The 19,980-nt window shown below is 61.8% G+C and carries 19 protein-coding genes; 5 read left to right on the top strand and 14 right to left on the bottom strand.

Annotation, left to right across the window (positions count from 1 at the left end):
- Positions 1-55 precede the first annotated feature (55 nt).
- From CRO75_RS03050 to CRO75_RS03060, 3 genes are all read right to left on the bottom strand, one after another.
- Positions 56-1,681, bottom strand: coding sequence for a methyl-accepting chemotaxis protein (locus tag CRO75_RS03050; RefSeq protein WP_097134409.1), 1,626 nt, complete (start codon positions 1,679-1,681; stop codon positions 56-58).
- Between the two features lie 137 nt (positions 1,682-1,818).
- On the bottom strand, positions 1,819-2,295 hold the full coding sequence (locus CRO75_RS03055) for a DUF3859 domain-containing protein (protein ID WP_097134410.1): 477 nt from the start codon (positions 2,293-2,295) through the stop codon (positions 1,819-1,821).
- Positions 2,296-2,396: 101 nt separating this feature from the next.
- Positions 2,397-3,398 carry an amidohydrolase family protein gene (locus tag CRO75_RS03060; RefSeq protein WP_097134411.1) on the bottom strand — a complete coding sequence of 334 codons (1,002 nt, stop codon included), beginning with the start codon at positions 3,396-3,398 and terminating at the stop codon, positions 2,397-2,399.
- A 148-nt stretch (positions 3,399-3,546) separates the two neighbouring features.
- On the opposite strand from CRO75_RS03060, the gene CRO75_RS03065 reads away from it, so the two are divergent.
- From CRO75_RS03065 to CRO75_RS03080, 4 genes are all read left to right on the top strand, one after another.
- Positions 3,547-3,963, top strand: coding sequence for an OsmC family protein (locus CRO75_RS03065; protein ID WP_007931549.1), 417 nt, complete (start codon positions 3,547-3,549; stop codon positions 3,961-3,963).
- Between the two features lie 62 nt (positions 3,964-4,025).
- Positions 4,026-4,913 (top strand): pirin family protein, encoded by an 888-nt coding sequence (locus tag CRO75_RS03070; protein WP_097134412.1) that lies wholly within the window; start codon positions 4,026-4,028, stop codon positions 4,911-4,913.
- Positions 4,914-5,120: 207 nt separating this feature from the next.
- Positions 5,121-6,497, top strand: a complete 1,377-nt coding sequence (locus CRO75_RS03075; RefSeq protein WP_085530195.1) for a pyridoxal-phosphate dependent enzyme — start codon at positions 5,121-5,123, stop codon at positions 6,495-6,497.
- Entirely contained in the window at positions 6,494-7,672 is a 1,179-nt protein-coding gene (locus CRO75_RS03080) for a PLP-dependent aspartate aminotransferase family protein (RefSeq protein ID WP_009042798.1), read from the top strand. The genes CRO75_RS03075 and CRO75_RS03080 overlap by 4 nt, the downstream gene beginning before the upstream one ends.
- A 93-nt stretch (positions 7,673-7,765) precedes the next feature.
- On the opposite strand, the gene CRO75_RS03085 is transcribed toward CRO75_RS03080, so the two are convergent.
- From CRO75_RS03085 to CRO75_RS03100, 4 genes are all read right to left on the bottom strand, one after another.
- Positions 7,766-8,494, bottom strand: a complete 729-nt coding sequence (locus CRO75_RS03085) for a dienelactone hydrolase family protein (RefSeq protein ID WP_097134413.1) — start codon at positions 8,492-8,494, stop codon at positions 7,766-7,768.
- A 67-nt stretch (positions 8,495-8,561) separates the two neighbouring features.
- Complete coding sequence (htpG, locus tag CRO75_RS03090; RefSeq protein WP_097134549.1) at positions 8,562-10,466, bottom strand: molecular chaperone HtpG; 1,905 nt, start codon at positions 10,464-10,466, stop codon at positions 8,562-8,564.
- An 88-nt stretch (positions 10,467-10,554) separates the two neighbouring features.
- Positions 10,555-11,007 (bottom strand): PaaI family thioesterase, encoded by a 453-nt coding sequence (locus CRO75_RS03095; protein WP_009042795.1) that lies wholly within the window; start codon positions 11,005-11,007, stop codon positions 10,555-10,557.
- On the bottom strand, positions 11,004-11,480 hold the full coding sequence (locus CRO75_RS03100; RefSeq protein ID WP_097134414.1) for a PaaI family thioesterase: 477 nt from the start codon (positions 11,478-11,480) through the stop codon (positions 11,004-11,006). Before CRO75_RS03100 ends, CRO75_RS03095 begins: the two co-directional genes overlap by 4 nt.
- Positions 11,481-11,638: 158 nt before the next feature.
- Between CRO75_RS03100 and CRO75_RS03105 the strand changes: the two genes are divergently transcribed.
- Positions 11,639-11,890: a hypothetical protein gene (locus tag CRO75_RS03105; protein WP_009042793.1), complete on the top strand. Its 252-nt coding sequence runs from the start codon at positions 11,639-11,641 to the stop codon at positions 11,888-11,890.
- A gap of 64 nt (positions 11,891-11,954) precedes the next feature.
- Here the strand turns inward: CRO75_RS03105 and CRO75_RS03110 are convergent, their stop codons facing one another.
- From CRO75_RS03110 to odhB, 7 genes are all read right to left on the bottom strand, one after another.
- Positions 11,955-12,356: an MAPEG family protein gene (locus tag CRO75_RS03110; RefSeq protein ID WP_009042792.1), complete on the bottom strand. Its 402-nt coding sequence runs from the start codon at positions 12,354-12,356 to the stop codon at positions 11,955-11,957.
- Positions 12,356-13,093 (bottom strand): DUF599 family protein, encoded by a 738-nt coding sequence (locus CRO75_RS03115; protein ID WP_007931525.1) that lies wholly within the window; start codon positions 13,091-13,093, stop codon positions 12,356-12,358. The genes CRO75_RS03110 and CRO75_RS03115 overlap by 1 nt, the downstream gene beginning before the upstream one ends.
- A 174-nt stretch (positions 13,094-13,267) precedes the next feature.
- The gene (brnQ, locus tag CRO75_RS03120; RefSeq protein WP_085530192.1) at positions 13,268-14,581 is read right to left on the bottom strand and encodes a branched-chain amino acid transport system II carrier protein; all 1,314 of its coding nucleotides are present in this window, start codon (positions 14,579-14,581) and stop codon (positions 13,268-13,270) included.
- Positions 14,582-14,906: 325 nt separating this feature from the next.
- A complete protein-coding gene (sucD, locus tag CRO75_RS03125) occupies positions 14,907-15,788 on the bottom strand; it encodes a succinate--CoA ligase subunit alpha (protein WP_007931513.1) in 882 nt (293 codons plus the stop codon).
- Positions 15,788-16,954: an ADP-forming succinate--CoA ligase subunit beta gene (sucC, locus tag CRO75_RS03130; RefSeq protein WP_097134415.1), complete on the bottom strand. Its 1,167-nt coding sequence runs from the start codon at positions 16,952-16,954 to the stop codon at positions 15,788-15,790. The genes sucD and sucC overlap by 1 nt, the downstream gene beginning before the upstream one ends.
- 224 nt (positions 16,955-17,178) lie before the next feature.
- Complete coding sequence (gene lpdA / locus CRO75_RS03135) at positions 17,179-18,615, bottom strand: dihydrolipoyl dehydrogenase (RefSeq protein WP_007931507.1); 1,437 nt, start codon at positions 18,613-18,615, stop codon at positions 17,179-17,181.
- 112 nt (positions 18,616-18,727) lie between these two features.
- Entirely contained in the window at positions 18,728-19,960 is a 1,233-nt protein-coding gene (gene odhB, locus CRO75_RS03140) for a 2-oxoglutarate dehydrogenase complex dihydrolipoyllysine-residue succinyltransferase (protein WP_097134416.1), read from the bottom strand.
- Positions 19,961-19,980 lie beyond the last annotated feature (20 nt).

The following is a 19,980-nucleotide window of genomic DNA, read 5'->3' on the forward strand; positions in this document are numbered from 1 at the left end:
CGACTGGTTCGGGGCGTTTTTTATTGGGCGGCTGTTTTCCCCCGCGCAAAAGCACTTACACCGAGAAACGCGCCACCAGGGTGTTCAGGTCTACCGCCAGCCGTGACAGCTCCTGGCTCGCGGCGCTGGTCTGGTTGGCCCCGGCCGAGGTCTGCATGGCCAGGTCGCGGATGTTCATCAGGTTGCGATCCACCTCCCTGGCCACCGCCGCCTGCTCCTCCGAGGCGCTGGCGATCACCGTGTTGCGCTCGTTGATCAGGGTGATCGCCCCGGCGATTTCCTCCAGCGCCGCCCCCGCCGCCTTGGCCAGCTCCAGGGTCGAGCGGGCCCGACTGTTGCTCTGCTGCATGGAGCTGACGGCCTGCTCGGTGCCCAGCTGAATGCCGCCGATCATCTGCTCGATCTCCTGGGTCGATTGCTGGGTGCGATGCGCCAGCGCCCGCACCTCGTCCGCCACCACCGCGAACCCGCGACCGGCATCCCCGGCCCGCGCCGCCTCGATGGCGGCATTCAGGGCCAGCAGATTGGTCTGTTCGGCCACCGAACGAATCACATCCAGCACCTTGCTGATGCCATACACCTTCTGTGCCAGCTCTTCGACCTGGGAGGCGCTGGCAGTCACGTCGTCGGCCAGGGACTCGATGGACTGTACCGTCTGGCGCACCTGCTCACGCCCATGCTGGGCAATCAGGTCGGACTGGCGGGAGGCTTCGGACGTTGCCACGGCATTGCTGGCCACCTCCTCCACTGCGGCGGTCATCTGGTTCACCGCGGTCGCCGCCTGTTCGATTTCCTGGCTCTGCTGGTGCAGGCCGCGGGTGGCGTCCTCGGTCACGCAACTGAGCTCCTCCGAAGCGGAAGCCAGCTGGCTGGAAGAGTCGGAAATGCGTCGGATAGTCTCCCGCAGGCTGTGCTGCATGGCCTTGAGCGCCTGCAGCAGGCGCGCCGGTTCATCCTTGCCGCTGATACGAATGTCCTCGGTCAGGTCGCCGCCGGCCACCACCTCGGCCACGTTCAGCGATTGCGCGAGCGGCAGCACGATGCTGCGGGTAAGCAACAGGGCCAGGACAATGGTCATCAGGCCAGCCACCACGACCATTACGACCACCCAGACCTTGGCGTTGCTGAACACCGCCCTGGCCAGCTCGGTGGCCAGGTTGGCGTTGTGCCGGTTGAGGGCCACCAGCTCGTTGAGAGTGCCCGCCAGCTCATCGGCCAGTTGGCTCATCTCGCCATTGACTACCGCGACCGCATCCTCGACCCGCCCCTGTTGCGACAGTGCCATTACCTGGTTCTGATGCTCGAGGTAGCGCTTCTCGGCGGCCTTGTAGCGATCGAACAGCACACGCTCTTCCGGCAGGACAATCAACGCGTTATAGCGCTCCTGGGCCACCGTCATGCCGCGCTTGATCTCATTGAGTTTGCTTTCGTTCTGCGCCAGGGCCTGGGGGCTGCGGTTGATCAGCAAGCGCAGGGTCAGCGCACGGACCCGCAGCAGGTCCTGATTCATTTCGCCCACCGACATCACACTGGGTAGCCAGTTGTTGTCGACCTCGTCGGACTGCGCGCGCATATTCGACATCTGCAGCAGGGCGAACGCCCCCAGGCCGAACACCATCAACGCCAGCAGGCCGAAGCCCAGGCCCGCGCGCGGTGCAATGTTGAGGCTCCTGATGCTCATTCTCCGGTTCCTTCCAAAAGCGCTGCATTCGCCATACAGCGGGCTGCTCTTGAAGGTATCGGGTCGCGGAAAATTTGCTTAAGACGAAAACGTGATATCAAAACGCCCAAGCACTCCGATGCCTGGGCGTAACCGATTCAGCGTACGGTAAAACGCTGCTGGACCAACAAACGGTCGCCCTGGAACACCATGAAACGCCACTCGCCGGGGATCACCTCATGACTCTCGGTGAACTCATAGGCCATGACGTCCTGCGGCGCGCCCGGCACCAGTTTCTGGGTCACTTCGAGCTTGTCGTGACGCTGGCCATCCGGGGTGCGGATGCCTGGCGTGAAATACAACAGGGTCAGCGGCACATCCTCGGCCACCTTGCCGGCCAACTGATAACGCAGGCCGAACTTGGTGCCCAGCCGCGCAGGCACGATCTCAGTCTGCTCGATGTTTTCGTTGCTGCGCCGCAGCACCCGCTCACCCGACTGCAATGCGGCCTTCGGCCCTTCGAACACACCATATTCCACCGGTCCTTCGACACGGACTTCAGCATGAACTTCGGAAATGCCCAGGCCACTGAGCATCATCAGCGCCGCCAATGCGCTTAAACGGGTGAGGTGCATATCGCGCTCCTTGATTGAGATGGCGCGAGCCTATGACGCAGGCATGACAGGCTGATGACAAACCTGCATCGCCAGCACCCGCAAACTGGAGCCACCTAGGATCAACGAGCGCGCGGCAGCACGGCGAGGAAGTTGTCCCGGGCCACCTTGCGCGCCACGTCCTCCGGCAAGGCATCGAGGAAGGGATCGAAGCTGCGCATTTCCCGCCCCAGCTTATTGAATCGCCCGACAACGTCCGAACCCAGCATGAACCGCTCGGGAAAGCGCTCCACCAGCTTTACCCACTCTGTCCGGGGCACGCCCTGCTCATCCAGCAGGTACGGCCTGAGGACGCTCCAGGACAGGTCGATGTACAGGTTGGGATAAGACTCGAGCATCCGCGCCAGGGTCGGCAGGAGAAAATCCAGCTGCACCTGATGCCGATGGATCTCCATGCTGGTGCCCGCGTGGGCCCAGATAAAGCGCGTATGGGGATGATTGCGCAGCGGCTCTTCGATTTCCGCCAGGTACAGCGGGTTCTTCTCGCGCTTGGAGGTGATGCTGGAATGCAGCATCACCGGCAAGTCATTTTCCGCCGCCAGGTGATAGATCCGCGTCATCGCCTCGTTATTGGCCCGCGGCGTATCGCCGGAGGTCAGCGCGGTCAGGTCGTCGTGGCGGGTGAACACCTCGCCGATGCCCTGCCATAGCCCCGGGTTGAGGTCGAGCATGCGCTGGATATGGGCGTCGGAGTTCTTGTCGTTGGGGTTGAAGCCGGAGAGGAACGGATGAAAATGCCGACGCTGCTCGGGCGTCAGACGGTTCACCGCGGCAGCGACAATCACATCGGTGGCGCTGTACCAGTAGGCATCGGCGTCGTCGCCGGCGTAGTAACGCGGCCGCTTGGGTTCGTCTTCATGCCATTTCTTGGCCACCGGGATACCGGAAATCATCACATGTTCGATGCGATTGTCGGCCATGGCCTTGAGCAGCTTGTCCATGCCCGCCGACTCCTGGAAGAAGTCGACGTAATGCAGGTGAGCATCGCTGTAGGCGTAGTCGCGGGCCTGGGCCCAGGCGCTCGGCAGCAGCAACAGCAAGGCGCTCAGGTAGATCCAGTGCATGGGCGGGCTCCCGTCGGTTGACGCTGGGTAGACCCTGCCCCGCAGGTGACGGTTCAGAAAAAGGGGAACGCACGGCAAGCGTAATGCTCTATAACTGCACCACCTTTCAACGTCTGTTCCGACTGCCCACCACTGCCCGAGGTCCGTCATGACTATCACCGTCAACACCGAATCCAGCGAAGGTTTCCGCCACAGCATCCAGATCGATGACCACCAATTGTTCGCCGACCTGCCCAAGACCCTGGGCGGCGAAGGTTCCGCGCCGGAACCCCACGACTTCTTCGATGCCGCCCTGGGCGCCTGCAAGGCCCTGACCCTCAAGCTGTATGCGCAGAAAAAAGAGATTCCGCTCACCGGCGTCACGGTCGAGGTCAAGCACGACAACAGCCAGGAGCAGAAAGGCAAATACGCGCTGCACGTCAAGCTGACCCTCAAGGGCGTGCTCACCGACGCCCAGCGTGAAGAACTGCATCGCGTCGCCGACCGCTGCCCGGTGCACAAGCTGATGACCACCGCCGAGGTGAGCATCGAGACCCACCTGTCCGAAGGCGCCTTCAGCCAATAGCGCCACGGCTCGCACAAGCGGGTTATGCTCCCGGGCATAACCCGATCAGCCTGGAATGCACCATGAACACACCACTCGTGATTCGCCCTCGCGCCGAGGACGTCGAAGGCCAACCCATACTGCGTCCGCTGCCCTCGGCCCAATGCCGCAGCGTCGGGCCCTTCGTGTTTTTCGATCACATGCTGCAAACCCGCTACCCCGCGGGCAAGGGCATGAATATCCGCCAGCATCCGCATATCGGCCTGTCGACCCTGACCTACCTGTTCCAGGGGCAGATCCAGCACAAGGACAGCCTCGGTTCCGACCAAGTGGTGAACCAGGGGGATGTCAGCTGGATGACCGCCGGCAGCGCCATCGCCCATGTCGAGCGCACCCCGCAGGCGCTGATCGACAGCGACTTCAGCATGCACGGCCTGCAGGTCTGGCTGGCTTCGCCCAAGGCCCATGAACAAGGCCCGGGGCATTACAGCCATCACCCGGCCGCGACCTTGCCGGTCAGCGACAACCTCGGGGTCAAGATCCGCATGATCGCCGGCAGCGGTTTCTGCCTGGAATCGCCGGTCCCGGTGCTCTCCCCGACCCTGTATGCCGAAATACAGTTGCAGACCGCGACCACCCTGCTGATCCCCGCCGAACACGAGGAGCGCGCCCTGTACGTGCTCGAAGGCGACACCCAGCTGGATGGCGAGCCCGTCGAGCCGCATGCGCTGGTGATCCTGCCCACCGGAACCACCCCCACCCTGTTCGCCGACAGCGATTGCCATGCCGTGCTGTTCGGCGGCGCGCCGCTGGACGGTCCGCGGCGGATCAACTGGAACTTCGTCTCCAGCGACCCGGCGCGTATCGATGAAGCCCGCCAACGCTGGGCCGCCGGCGACTGGCCGACAGTGCCGGGGGAAAGCGAAAGAATCGAACTGCCCAAGGGCAAAGGCTCGCCGTCACCCCTGTAGCGCCGGGCGCTCGGTGATCCGGACAGGTCAGGCGCCGGGCCAGGCTTCCCCGCCGCCTGGTTGCGCAACCAGGTACCGGCCGGCGCGAGCGGTTGCGGGTAGCCGGATCCCGGCCTATGGTCCAAGCGATGCATTGCCTGCGACCGGCGCGCGATGATTCGCCGTGGGTCGCCCATCCAGCGCAGCTTTGCGCAGCGAGGTGACGACATGCCGAACGACTCCCGTCCCGCCGTGCTCGAACTGATCGGCAACACGCCGCTGGTGCGTGTCAGCCGTTTCGATACCGGCCCCTGTACGCTGTTTCTCAAGCTTGAATCGCAAAACCCCGGTGGCTCGATCAAGGACCGCATCGGCCTGGCGATGATCGACGCCGCCGAGCGCGATGGCCGCCTGCGACCCGGTGGCACCATAGTCGAGGCCACCGCCGGCAACACCGGCCTCGGCCTGGCCCTGGTCGGCCGCGCCAAGGGTTATCGAGTGGTCCTGGTGGTGCCGGACAAGATGTCCACCGAGAAAGTCCTGCACCTCAAGGCGATGGGCGCCGAAGTACACATCACCCGCTCCGATGTCGGCAAGGGCCACCCTGACTATTACCAGGATATGGCCGCGCGCCTGACCAAGGAGATTCCCGACGCGTTCTTCGCCGATCAGTTCAACAACCCGGCCAACCCGCTGGCCCACGAATGCAGCACCGCGCCGGAAATCTGGGCCCAGACCCAGCATGACGTGGACGCCATCGTGGTCGGCGTCGGCTCCGCCGGCACCCTGACCGGCCTGACCCGGTTCTTCCGCCGGGTGCAGCCGGACCTGGCCATGGTCCTGGCCGATCCGGTCGGCTCGGTGATGGCCGAATACAGCCGCAGCGGCGCCCTCGGCACGCCCGGTTCCTGGGCGGTGGAAGGCATCGGCGAAGACTTCATTCCGTCCATCGCCGACCTTTCCAGCGTGCGCAAGGCCTATTCCATCAGCGACGAGGAAAGTTTCGAGCACGCCCGCCAGTTGCTGCGCGCCGAGGGTATTCTTGGTGGCTCTTCGACCGGTACCCTGCTGGCCGCGGCTCTGCGCTACTGCCGCGAGCAGACTGAGCCGAAGCGGGTGGTCAGCTTCGTCTGCGACACCGGCACCCGCTACCTGTCGAAGATCTACAACGACCAATGGATGAACGACCAGGGCCTGCTGCAACGCAAAGGCTACGGCGACCTGCGCGACCTGATCGCGCGGCGCTTCGAGGACGGCCGGGTGATCAGCGTGGGGCCGGACGATACCCTGCTCACCGCCTTCCAGCGCATGCGCCTGGCCGACGTCTCGCAACTGCCGGTGCTGGTGGACGGGCAGCGGCTGGTCGGGGTGATCGACGAGTCGGACATCCTGCTGGGCGTGCACGAAGATGCTTCACACTTTCGCAAGACCGTGGCCAGCGCCATGACCGATCAGCTGGAAACCCTGCCTCCCGGCGCCAGCCTGGCCGAACTGGAGGCGGAACTCGACCGTGGCTTCGTGGCGATCATCGCCGACGCTTCGGGCTTCCACGGCTTGATTACCCGGGTCGACATGCTCAACCACTTACGGAGATCACTGCCATGAGCCAACAGGATGAAACCGGCGCGCCACGCGCCTTCGCCACCCGGGTAATCCATGCGGGGCAAACGCCGGACCCTTCCACCGGGGCGCTGATGCCGCCGATCTACGCCAACTCCACCTATGCCCAGCAAAGCCCCGGAGTGCACAAGGGGCTCGACTACGGGCGCTCGCACAACCCCACGCGCTGGGCCCTGGAACGCTGCGTGGCGGACCTCGAGGGCGGCACCCAGGCCTTCGCCTTCGCCTCCGGGCTGGCAACGATTTCCACCGTGCTCGAACTGCTCGACGCGGGCGCGCATATCGTTTCCGGCAATGACTTGTACGGCGGGACGTTCCGTCTCTTCGACAAGGTGCGCCAACGCAGCGCCGGCCATCGCTTCAGCTTCGTCGACCTGACCGATCTGTCGGCTTTCGAAGCGGCGCTGCAGGACGACACGCGGATGGTGATGGTCGAGACCCCGAGCAATCCCCTGCTGCGCCTCACCGATCTCGCCGCCATCGCGCGCATCTGCCGGGCGCGGGGCATCATCTGCGTCGCCGACAACACCTTTGCCAGCCCGTGGATCCAGCGCCCGCTGGAGCTGGGCTTCGATATCGTGCTGCACTCGACGACCAAGTACCTCAACGGTCATTCCGACGTGATCGGCGGCATCGCGGTGGTCGGGCAGAACCCCGACCTGGCCGAGCGTCTGGGCTTCCTGCAGAACGCCGTGGGAGCGATCGCCGGGCCGTTCGACGCCTTCCTCACCCTGCGCGGGGTGAAGACCCTGGCGCTGCGCATGGAACGCCACTGCAGCAACGCCCTGGAGCTGGCGCAATGGCTGGAGCGCCAGCCACAGGTGGCGCGGGTCTACTACCCGGGCCTGCCGTCCCACCCGCAGCACGCACTGGCACGGCGGCAGATGCACGGTTTCGGCGGGATGATTTCCCTCGACCTGGACTGCGACCTGGCCGGCGCCAGGCGTTTTCTCGAGAGCGTGCGGATCTTCGCCCTGGCCGAGAGCCTGGGCGGGGTGGAAAGCCTGATCGAGCACCCGGCGATCATGACCCACGCCAGCATTCCCGCGGACACCCGGGCGCAGCTCGGCATCGGCGATGGGCTGGTGCGTTTGTCCGTGGGGGTCGAGGATGTCGAGGACCTGCGCGCCGACCTGGCCCAGGCACTGACGCGTATTTGAATCAGTAACAGGCACAAAAAAGCCCGTTTGGCGTACAAGGCGGCTCACTGAGAGCCGCATTGCATCGCCAAGCGGGCTTGTGGTTCCCGGGGCTCAGCCCTTGAACACCTCATCCAGCAGGTTGTGCATCGAGGTGAAGGCACGGCCTGCGGTCTTGGCGTCGTACATCATCGTTCCCGGCACATTGGCGTGCGGATCGGTGAAAGAATGCACCGCGCCGCCGTAGCTCAGCAGTTGCCAATCCACGCCCGCGGCGTTCATTTCCGCTTCGAAGGCCGGCAACTGCTCTTTCGGCACCAGCGGGTCGGAGGCGCCATGCAGCACCAGCACCGAACCCTTGATGTTCCGTGCGTCGGCCGGGTTCGGGGTATCCAGGGTGCCGTGGAACGACACCGCGGCTTGCAGCGGCGCACCACTGCGCGCCAACTCCAGGGAGCAGCAACCGCCAAAGCAGAAGCCGAAGGTGGCCAGCCGGGCCTTGTCCACCGCCGCTTCCTGCTGGCTCTGCAGCGCCTCGAAGGCCGCCTGCATGCGCTTGCGCAGCAAGGCCCGGTCATTCTTCAGCGGCATCATGGCGGCACCCGCCTCGTCGCCGTTGCTCGGGCGGACCTGTTGCCCGTACAGGTCGGCGATCAGCACCACATACCCCTTGGCGGCGACCGCCTCGGCGATCTTCTCGGCACCGGCGCCGACGCCCATCCAGTTCGGCGCCATCAACAGCCCCGGACGCGGGCCCTGCTGGCTGGCATCGAACGCCAGGCGGCTTTCATAGGATTGACCATCAATCTGGTAGACCAGGGAACGAACAGTGACTTGGCTCATTTCAGACTCCTGATTCAAAAACACCGGAATGAAAAAACCCGCCGAAGCGGGTTTTTATACAACGCAGTTAAACCGACAGTTCAACCAGCAGCTTGTTCAGGCGGCGCACATAGGCGGCCGGGTCTTTCAAGCTGTCGCCGGCAGCCAGGGCCGCCTGATCGAAGAGGATGTGCGACAGGTCGCCGAAGCGCTCGTCGCTCTGCTCGCCATCGAGTTTCTCGATCAACGGGTGAGCCGGGTTGAATTCGAAGATCGGCTTGGAATCCGGCACCTTCTGCCCGCTGGCCTCGAGGATCTGGCGCATCTGCAGGCCCAGGTCCTGCTCGCCGATCGCCAGGATCGCCGGGGAGTCGGTCAGGCGGTGGGAAACCCGCACTTCGCTGACGGTATCGCCCAGGGCGGTCTTGATCCGCTCCACCAGGCCTTCCTTGCTCTTGGCGACTTCTTGTGCGGCCTTCTTGTCCTCTTCCGAGTCCAGGTTGCCCAGGTCCAGGTCACCCCGCGCCACGTCGACAAAACCCTTGCCGTCGAAGTCGCTCAGGTAGCTCATCAGCCACTCGTCGATGCGGTCGGTCAGCAGCAGTACTTCGATGCCTTTCTTGCGGAAGACTTCCAGGTGCGGGCTGTTCTTGACCTGCGCGTAGGTTTCGCCGGTGAGGTAGTAGATCTTGTCCTGGCCTTCCTTGGCGCGTGCCAGGTACTCGGCCAGGGAAACATTCTGCTCGCCGTCGTCGCCCTGAGTGGAGGCGAAGCGCAGCAGGCCGGCGATCTTTTCCTTGTTGGCGAAGTCTTCGGCCGGGCCTTCCTTCATCACCTGGCCGAAGTTTTTCCAGAAGCCCTTGTATTGCTCAGGCTCGTTCTTCGCCAGTTTTTCCAGCATGTCCAGCACGCGCTTGGTCAGCGCCGACTTCATGGAGTCGATGATCGGGTCTTTCTGCAGGATTTCCCGCGACACGTTCAGCGACAGGTCGTTGGAGTCGACCACGCCCTTGATGAAGCGCAGGTACAGCGGCAGGAAGGATTCCGCCTGGTCCATCACGAACACGCGCTGCACGTACAACTTCAGGCCTTTCGGCGCTTCACGCTGGTACAGGTCGAATGGCGCACGGGCCGGCACGTACAGCAGCGAACTGTATTCCAGCTTGCCTTCGACCTTGTTGTGGCTCCAGCTCAGCGGGTTCTCGAAGTCGTGGGCGATGTGCTTGTAGAACTCCTGGTATTCCTCGTCCTTGATTTCGGTACGCGGACGGGTCCACAGGGCACTGGCGCGGTTGACGGTTTCCCATTCCTGCGCAGGCTTCTCCTCGCCCTCAGCGGCAGCGGCCTCTTTCGGCAGCTCGATCGGCAGGGCGATATGGTCGGAATACTTCTTGATGATGTTGCGCAGGCGCCAGCCGTCGGCGAACTCGTCTTCGCCGGACTTCAGGTGCAGGACGATGCGGGTACCGCGGTCGGCCTTGTCGATGGTCGCGACTTCGAACTCGCCTTCGCCCTTGGAGGACCAGTGCACGCCTTCGCTGGCGTCAAGGCCGGCGCGGCGGCTGAAGACATCGACCTTGTCGGCAACGATGAAGGCGGAATAGAAGCCCACGCCGAACTGACCGATCAGGTGCGAATCCTTCTTCTGGTCGCCGGTGAGGTTTTTCATGAAATCGGCGGTGCCGGACTTGGCGATGGTCCCCAGGTGGGTGATCACATCGTCCCGGCTCATGCCGATGCCGTTGTCTTCGAGGGTGACGGTCTTGGCGTCCTTGTCGAAGCTCACACGGATTTTCAGCTCCGCGCCACCTTCCAGCAACTCAGGCTTGGACAGGGCTTCGAAGCGCAATTTGTCGACAGCGTCAGAGGCGTTCGAGATCAGTTCGCGAAGGAAGATTTCCTTGTTGGAATACAGCGAATGGATCATGAGGTGCAGCAGTTGCTTTACCTCGGTCTGGAAGCCCAGGGTTTCCTTTTGAGTTTCCACACTCATGGTCATCAAACTCCAATCAGATGGCATAAGCCGCGCCCGGAGGGCTTACGGCGGGATGTCCACAGAGTTGGGGGCTATACCTGAGATTTCAAGGCCCTGGACTTTCTTCGAGTTTGAAATGTGCGCGGGCGGTGGCAATCGGTTCCTCTGCGGAGCTCTGCCAGGCGGTGATGGCCACGTTCGCCACCCGCCGTCCCTGGCGGCAGACCTGGCATCGGGCATAGGTATCGCGAAATTGCCCGGCACGCAGGTAATCGAGGGAAAAGTCGATGATTTTCGGCACGCCCGGCGAGCCGGTGCCAATCAACAGATGCAGGGCCGCGGCCAGCTCCATGAAACCGGCGATCACCCCACCGTGCAGAGCCGGCAGCAATGGGTTGCCGATGTTGTCGCGGTTGGCGGGCAGGCGAAACAGCAACTCATCGCCCTGCCGCGAACACTCGATGCCAATCAGCCTGGCGTAGGGAATCAATTGCAGCAGCGCGGCGTAATCGCCTTGCTGGTGGGCATGCTGCACTTGCTTCTGGAAATCGTCGCTCATGGCTGCTCACCCTTGATGGCGCCGGCAAAACCTTTGCCGCCCTTGATGCCCTTGCCCATGCGCATGAAGGTGCCCACCACATGGGCAACAGGGTGCTCGGGGTCGTCCTGATAGGCAAAACCGCGGGTGAAAATCACATCGGTGGTCACCCGGTAGCACTGGGCAAAGCCATACACGCTCTTGCCCGGCTGCGCCGGGTGCATGTAATCGATGCGCAGGTCCAGGGTCGGGCAGACCTCGAACTCCGGCAGGACGCACAACGTGGCCATGCCACAGGCGGTGTCCATCAACGAGGTCAGCGCGCCACCGTGGATCACTCCGGTCTCTGGGTTGCCGACTATCTGCGGGCTGTAAGGCAACATCAGGGTGATGCCGTCTTTTGAGGCGCTGTGCACGCTCATGGCCAATACCTGGCAATGGCGCAGCGCCGACAAAAACCGCGTCGCACGCTCAAAAACAGGGTTTTGCTCCATAAGGAAATTCTCTAGTTGGTGTCAAAACCGCTCGGTTAACGCGGCAGGTAAAAGTTCCATATTGCCGGCACTTTATATATCTTTAACTTTCAAGGAACTTAACCTGTAGGGCCATGCTCGAAAGGCCAGAAGATATCTTCAATAAGGAGAAACACCCCATGCGTAAGACTTTAGCTATTGCCCTGATGCTGACCGCTTCCCTCGGTCTCGCTGCCTGCGATAAAAAATCCGAGGACAAAGCTCAAGATGCCAACCAACATGCTGAGCAAGCTCAACAGAAAATGAATGAAGCTCAGGATAAAGTGAACGAAGCTGCAAAAGAAAACGCCGAAGCAGCCAAAGATCAGGTTGAATCGAACAAAGCAGCGGCTGAAGAAGCTGCCAAGGAAGCCGCTCCTAAAACCAACTAATCCGGTTTTAGTGCAGCAAAAAGAAAGCCCGCCTAGTGCGGGCTTTACTTTGTCTGCAATAACGCTAAGCCAACAGGCTGCGAAAAGTCGGACTAAGCATCAGCAGCAATGAGCAGAGCAGACCGATAAACCAGACCAGACTGCGCTGCCAGGCAAGATCCGCCCAATAGCACAGCAGATAGATAACCCGCGTGATGACGAAGACAATCGCCAGGCCGTCGATCAACCAGCCCTGAGTCTGGGTGGTATGGGCCATCAGCACCCCGACCGCGAATAACATGAAGGCTTCGAAACTGTTCTGGTGCGCCGCCACTGCCCGGGCGCCGAACCCCGTGAGTTGTGTCTGTTGCTGGCGTGGCAGGTGATTGTCGTAGCCGCCCTGCTCTTTCATCGCCCTGGCTACCGGTATGCGCGCCACGTAAATCAACAGCGCGCTGATAAACACACACCAGAACGCAATACTCATCAGGCTATCTCCTTGTTCGCCTCGGGCAATGGCGCCTCTGTAGGGGTATAGACCATCACGTCCAACACGTCGGAATGAAACTCCCGGCGGTACAGCACCAACACCACGCCCGCGCTCATCAGCATGAACAGCCAGGGGCTGACGAACCAGGCCAGCATGCTCATGCCGAAGTAATAGGAACGCAGGCCGAAGTTGAACTGGTTGGCGGCCATGGAAATCACCCGCGCGGCCCGCATTGCAAAGGCTTTCCGCTCCTGTTCGGAAACATGCCGCTCACCGATCATCGGTGCCGAGCCCACGAGAATGGCCGCGAAGTTGTACTGGCGCATGCACCAGCTGAAGGTGAAGAAGGCGTAGACGAACACCAGGGCCAGGCACAGCAGCTTGATCTCCGACATACCCTGGGAGGCCTGCTGCACCATGGGAATGTCGGCCAGCAGCGACACCGCACGCTCGGAAGCGCCAAGCACGGTGAGGATACCGGCGAGGATAATCAGAGTGCTGGAGGCAAAGAACGAGGCGTTGCGCTCCAGGTTACCGATCACGCTGGCGTCGGCGATACGGTTATCGCGCAGCAGCATGCGGCGCATCCAGTCTTCCCGGTACAGGTGCAGCACGCTGGCCAGGCACGCGGTGTCGCGGCCCTTCCACGTGGCGTAGCGGGTGTAGCCGCCCCAGCAGATGACAAACCAGAGGGCGGCGATGAGATGGATCAGGTTGGCTTCGACGAACGACATGCAGGTTCCCGGGTAGGCGTTGGCAGAGTGCGGATACAACTGGCACTGCTTCGACGTTGATCGAGGAAAAAAGACACCATCGGCCGCCCATAAAAAATGCCCCGTATCGCTGGATACGGGGCATTTTCATGGCTACTCGGTGCCCGCTTGTGACGGGCCCCGGCAGATAGCGGTTTAGGCCAGCGCTTCGCTGCGCTTGCCCAGCAGGCGGTCGCAGGCGACCGCGACCACCAGGGTCATGACCGAAGGCACCAGCCACGCCAGGCCCTGCTCGCTCAGCGGCAGGTGCATCAACTGGGTTGGCATCCAGTCCGCCAGGCCGGCGCCCTTGAGGGCGTCGATCAGGCCGAACAGGAAGGACACCAGCATCACCGGACCGACGATGCGGCCTTGCTCATGCCAGAAGTCCTTGCAGAAGCTCAGGGCCACCAGGGCGATGCACGGTGGGTAGATGGCGGTCAGCACCGGGATGGAGAAGGCAATCAGCTTGGTCAGGCCCAGGTTGGACACCAGCAGCGAGAACGCCGCCAGGATGATCACCAGGGTCTTGTACGACAGCGGCAGTACGCGGCTGAAGTACTCGGCGCAAGCGCAGGTCAAACCGACCGCGGTCACCAGGCAGGCCAGGGAAATCAGCACGGCGAGGAAGCCGCTGCCCAGGGAACCGAAGGTGTGTTGCACATAAGCGTGCAGCACCGCCGCGCCATTGGTGGCACCGGCCGCGACTTCGTGACTGCCCGAGCCCAGGCGGAACAGGCTGACATACACCAGCGCCAGGCCGACACCGGCAATCAGCCCGGCGATGATCGCGTAACGGGTGATCAGGCGTGGCGACTCGACACCGCGGGAACGGATGGCGTTGACGATGACGATACCGAACACCAGCGCGCCCAGGGTATCCATGGTCAGGTAACCATTGATGAAGCCCTGGGAGAACGGCGCCGCAACGTATTCGGGCGTCGCGGTACCGATATCACCGGCCGGCAAGGCAAACGCGGCGATGCCCAGTACGGCCAGGGCGATGATCTTCAGCGGCGCGAGGAAACGCCCAACGGTGTCCAGCAGGCGTCCTGGGTAAAGGGAGATGAAAAACACCAGCAGGAAATACACCGAGCTATAGAGGAACAGCGCCAGCGGGCTTTCGCCGGTCAGGGGCGCCAGGCCTACTTCGAAGGACACGGTCGCGGTACGCGGCGTCGCGAACAACGGGCCGACCGCCAGGTAGCAGACCGCCGCCAGCAGGCCGCCGGCGATCTTGCCGATCGGACTGCTCAGCGCGTCCATCGCCCCGCCGACCTTGGCCAGCGCAACGACGGTCACCACTGGAAGGCCCACGGCGGTGATCAGAAAGCCCAGCGCCGCGATCCAGACGTTAGGTCCGGACTGCAAGCCGACGATAGGCGGGAAGATGATATTGCCGGCCCCAACGAACAGGGCAAAGGTCATAAAACCCAGTGCCAGAATGTCCTGGCCTTTCAACACTTTCATTAAGGAAATACCACACTACTGAATCGGAATTTAGAGAGGGATTTCCCTTATGGGTGAGGGAAATGCTGTCGGTCCGTATAGGACTGACCCGTTTAGCGCGCGGCTTCCTTGTGGGACGCAGACGCAAAAGAGGCGGCTAGACTACCGAATTTGTAAGACAAACGCACTGTTAGAGGGCGAACTGTCCGATCAGCGACATTTGTGTGTCGCGTTTATATAGATAAATAGCCGTTTGCCATGATCGCGAGCCCTTTCCGATAGCCAGAAAGCACAAAGGCCACCCGAAGGTGGCCTTTGTTGGTGGAGCGTCAGCTAAGCGCGAGGCTTACTTGACAGCCCAGCCAGTCAGCTCGGCCAGGGCCTTGCCGATGTCTGCCAGCGAACGCACGGTTTTCACGCCTGCGTCTTGCAGAGCAGCGAATTTCTCGTCTGCAGTGCCTTTGCCGCCAGAGATGATTGCGCCAGCATGGCCCATGCGCTTGCCCGGAGGAGCAGTCACACCAGCGATGTAGGAAACAACCGGCTTGGTCACGTTGGCCTTGATGTAGGCAGCCGCTTCTTCTTCAGCCGAACCGCCGATCTCACCGATCATCACGATCGCTTCGGTCTTCGGGTCTTCCTGGAACAGCTTCAGGATGTCGATGAAGTTGGAGCCTGGGATCGGGTCACCACCGATGCCGACGCAGGTGGACTGACCGAAACCGGCGTCAGTGGTCTGCTTCACGGCTTCGTAAGTCAGGGTGCCGGAACGGGAAACGATACCGACCTTGCCTGGCAAGTGAATGTGACCTGGCATGATGCCGATCTTGCATTCGCCTGGAGTGATCACGCCTGGGCAGTTAGGGCCGATCAGGGTAACACCCAGCTCGTCGCACTTAACTTTAGCGTCCAGCATGTCCAGGGTAGGAATGCCTTCGGTGATGCAGACGATCAGCTTGATGCCGCCGAATGCCGCTTCCAGGATGGAGTCCTTGCAGAAAGGAGCCGGAACGTAGATCACGCTGGCGGTGGCGCCAGTGGCAGCTACAGCGTCTTTCACGGTGTTGAAGACAGGCAGGCCCAGGTGCTCGGTGCCGCCTTTGCCCGGAGTTACGCCGCCAACCATCTTGGTGCCGTATTCGATGGCTTGCTGGGTGTGGAAACTACCTTGCGAACCGGTAATACCCTGGCAGATAACTTTGGTGTCTTTATTGATCAGGACGCTCATTATTTGCCCTCCGCAGCTTTGACAACTTGTTGAGCAGCGTCGGTCAGGCTGGTAGCAGCGATGATGTTCAAGCCGCTTTCTGCCAGTACTTTAGCGCCCAGTTCAGCGTTGTTGCCTTCAAGGCGAACAACAACCGGGATTTTCACGCCGACTTCTTTCACTGCACCGATGATGCCTTCGGCAATCATGTCGCAACGAACGATGCCGCCGAAGATGTTGACCAGTACTGCAGCGACGTTGGTGTCGGACAGGATGATCTTGAAGGCTTCGGTCACGCGCTCTTTGGTAGCACCACCACCTACGTCGAGGAAGTTGGCTGGCTTGCCGCCGTGCAGGTTGACGATGTCCATGGTACCCATGGCCAGGCCGGCACCGTTGACCATGCAGCCGATGTTGCCTTCCAGCGCTACGTAGTTCAGTTCGAACTTGGCAGCGTGCGCTTCGCGCGGATCGTCCTGGGACGAATCGTGGAAAGTCTTCAGCTTAGGCTGACGGTACATGGCGTTGGCGTCGATGTTGATCTTCGCGTCCAGGCAGTGCAGATCGCCATCAGCCTTGATCACCAGCGGGTTCACTTCCAGCAGTGCCAGATCGTGGTCCTGGAACAGTTTGGCCAGGCCGACGAAGATCTTGGCGAACTGAGTGACTTGCTTGCCTTCCAGGCCCAGCTGGAAAGCCAGCTCGCGACCCTGGAATGGCTGAGCGCCAACCAGTGGATCGATAGTGGCCTTGAGGATTTTCTCAGGGGTGTCGTGAGCGATTTTCTCGATGTCCACGCCACCTTCGGTGGAAGCCATGAACACGATGCGACGGCTCGAACGGTCGACGACAGCGCCCAGGTACAGCTCTTTAGCGATATCAGTGCACGATTCAACCAGGATCTTGGTGACTGGCTGGCCATTGGCGTCAGTCTGGTAAGTCACCAGACGCTTGCCCAACCACTGTTGAGCGAATGCTTTAGCGTCTTCTTTGCTGCGAACCAGCTTTACGCCGCCCGCTTTACCGCGACCACCGGCGTGAACCTGGGCTTTGACAACCCACTCGGAGCCGCCGATCTTGTCGCAAGCTTCTGCTGCTTCTTCCGGGGTGTCTACCGCGTAGCCTTTGGATACTGGCAGGCCGTATTCAGCGAACAGCTGCTTACCCTGATACTCGTGAAGATTCATGCTTTTTACCGTCTTCGTTAGGTACTGCGCATTCGGCGCTGCGCTCTTGATGAGTGCCGCGCCACCTGTGACCGCTCCTCACCGGACTCCCCTGCCCCGCATCCGCAGCCTGGGCTGCGGCACAGCGCATGAAGATTCCCGTGAGGTCGAGTCCAGCGGACGTTCCGCGGTGAGTCTTGCTCGCAAGGCTCACGACGGGCAATCCGCCGTGGTTTCTTATTGTCTTAACGCTTTTTGCGGTTGGCGATGTGGATGGCGCCGCCATTCACTGCCAGTGCTGCTTCGTGCAGGGCTTCGGACAGGGTCGGATGGGAGAAAACCATCATGCCCAGGTCTTCGGCGCTGGTGCCGAATTCCATGCCGATCGCACCTTGCTGAACCAATTCTGCCGCGCTTGGGCCGATCACGTGAACGCCCAGTACACGGTCAGTCTTGGCATCAGCGATGACTTTTACGAAACCGCCGGTGTCGTTGGCTGCCATGGCACGGCCGCTGGCTGCGAACGGGAAGGTGCCGACGTTAACTTCAACGCCTTCAGCTTTCAAGGCCTGCTCGGTCTTGCCGACCCACGCGATTTCCGGGTGAGTATAAATAACCGAAGGGATCAGGTCATAGTTCATCTGAGCCTTGTGGCCCTTGATGCGCTCGACGACCATGATGCCTTCTTCCGAGGCTTTGTGAGCCAGCATCATGCCGCGAACCACGTCGCCGATCGCGTAAACGCCCGGTACGGTGGTGGCGCAGTGATCGTCGACGTGCACGAAACCACGCTCGTCGAGGGTCACGCCGCAATCGGCAGCCAACAGATCAGTGGTCACTGGACGGCGACCAACGGCTACGATCAGCTTGTCGAAAGTGATGTTCTGTTCGCCGTTGGCATCGGTGTAGGTCACGACCACTTCTTCGCCGTTGACCTTGGAGCCGGTGACGCGAGCGCCCAGCTTGATGTCCAGGCCCTGTTTGGTCAGGGTTTTCAGCGCTTCCTTGGAGACGGCGGTGTCGGCAGCCATCAGGAAGGTGTCCAGGGCTTCCAGGACAGTCACTTCAGCGCCCAGACGGGACCATACCGAACCCAGTTCCAGACCGATCACGCCAGCGCCGATCACGCCCAGGCGTTTTGGTACGGATTGGAATTCCAGGGCGCCGGTGGAGTCGACGATCACTTTCTGATCGACCGGAGCCGGTGGAATGTCGATTGGACGGGAGCCTGGCGCCAGGATGACGTTCTCGGCTTCGATCACTTCCACCGAGCCGTCTGGCTTGGTGACTTCGACTTTCTTGCCGGCCAGCAGTTTGCCGTGGCCCTGGATGGAGGTCACGCCGTTGGCCTTGAACAGGGTGGCAACACCGCTGGTCAGGTTTTTCACGATGTTGGCCTTGCGGCCGACCATCGCAGGCACGTCCATGGACACGCCAGCGTGGCTGATACCGTGGATCGCGAAACCGTCTTGGGCTTCGTGGAATTTCCAGGAGCTGTCCAGCAGCGCCTTGGAAGGGATGCAGCCGACGTTCAGGCAAGTACCGCCGAGGGCCAGCTTGCCCTCCTTGTCGGTATATTTCTCGATGCAGGCAGTCGTGAGGCCGAGTTGCGCAGCTTTAATGGCAGCTACATAGCCGCCAGGGCCTGCGCCAATCACTACCACGTCGAATTTCTGAGTCATGTGTCATTCCTTCTCGAATCAAACCGGACGGCCTCTTGTGGAGGCCGTCGTGGGACGAAGCTGTTCGTTTCGGCGAAAGGCCGATCATCGCTGATCGGCCCATGCTACGAAATCAGATATCCAGCAGCAGACGAGCCGGGTCTTCCAGCAGGTTCTTGATGGTAACCAGGAAGGTCACTGCTTCTTTGCCGTCGATCAAACGGTGATCGTAGGACAGAGCCAGGTACATCATCGGACGGATAACCACCTGACCGTTGATCGCCATAGGGCGCTGCAGAATGTTGTGCATGCCCAGGATCGCCGCTTGTGGCGGGTTGACGATCGGAGTCGACATCATCGAACCGAAAGTACCACCGTTGGTGATGGTGAAAGTACCGCCGGTCATCTCTTCCATCGACAGTTTGCCGTCACGGGCTTTCTTGCCGAAGGTGGCGATGCCGCCTTCGATTTCAGCCAGGCTCATCAGTTCGGCGTTACGCAGAACCGGAACCACCAGGCCGCGGTCGCTGGACACGGCAACACCGATGTCGGCGTAGCCGTGGTAAACGATGTCGGAGCCGTCGATCGAGGCGTTGACCGCAGGGAAGCGCTTCAGCGCTTCGGTAGCAGCCTTGACGAAGAACGACATGAAGCCCAGGCGTACGCCGTTGTGGGACTTCTCGAACAGATCCTTGTACTTCGAACGCAGGGCCATGACTTCGGTCATGTCGACTTCGTTGAACGTGGTCAGCATCGCCATGTTCGACTGGGCTTCGACCAGACGCTCGGCAACCTTGGCACGCAGGCGGGTCATCGGAACGCGCTTCTCGACGCGGTCGCCAGCAGCGAATACCGGAGCAGCGGCGGCAGGAGCTGCGGCCTTGGCAGGCGCGGCAGCCGGAGCGGCTTTCTTGGCAGCAACGGCGGCAACCACGTCTTCCTTGGTCACGCGGCCGCCCTTGCCGGTACCGGCAACGGAAGCGATGTTGATGCCGTTCTCTTCAGCCAGCTTGCGCGCGGCAGGAGCAGCGATTGGATCGTCTTCGCCTTCGGCGGCAGGCGCTGCGGCCTGGGCGGCAGCCGGTGCGGCAGCGGCTGGAGCAGCGGCTGGAGCAGCAGCGGCGGCAGCGCCTTCAGCGATGGAGCCCAGGACTTCGTCGGACAGAACGGTGTCGCCTTCGTTCTTGACGATAGCGCCCAGCACGCCGTCAGCGGTGGCCAGAACTTCCAGCACGACCTTGTCGGTTTCGATGTCGACGATCAGCTCGTCGCGCTTGACGGCGTCGCCCGGCTTTTTATGCCAGGTGGCAACGGTGCCATCGGCAACCGATTCCGGGAAAGTGGGGGCTTTGATCTCGATAGCCATTATCTGTGGTTCCTTAAATT

It is taken from the genome of Pseudomonas sp. LAMO17WK12:I10 (assembly GCF_900215185.1).
Classification (GTDB): domain Bacteria; phylum Pseudomonadota; class Gammaproteobacteria; order Pseudomonadales; family Pseudomonadaceae; genus Aquipseudomonas; species Aquipseudomonas chlororaphis.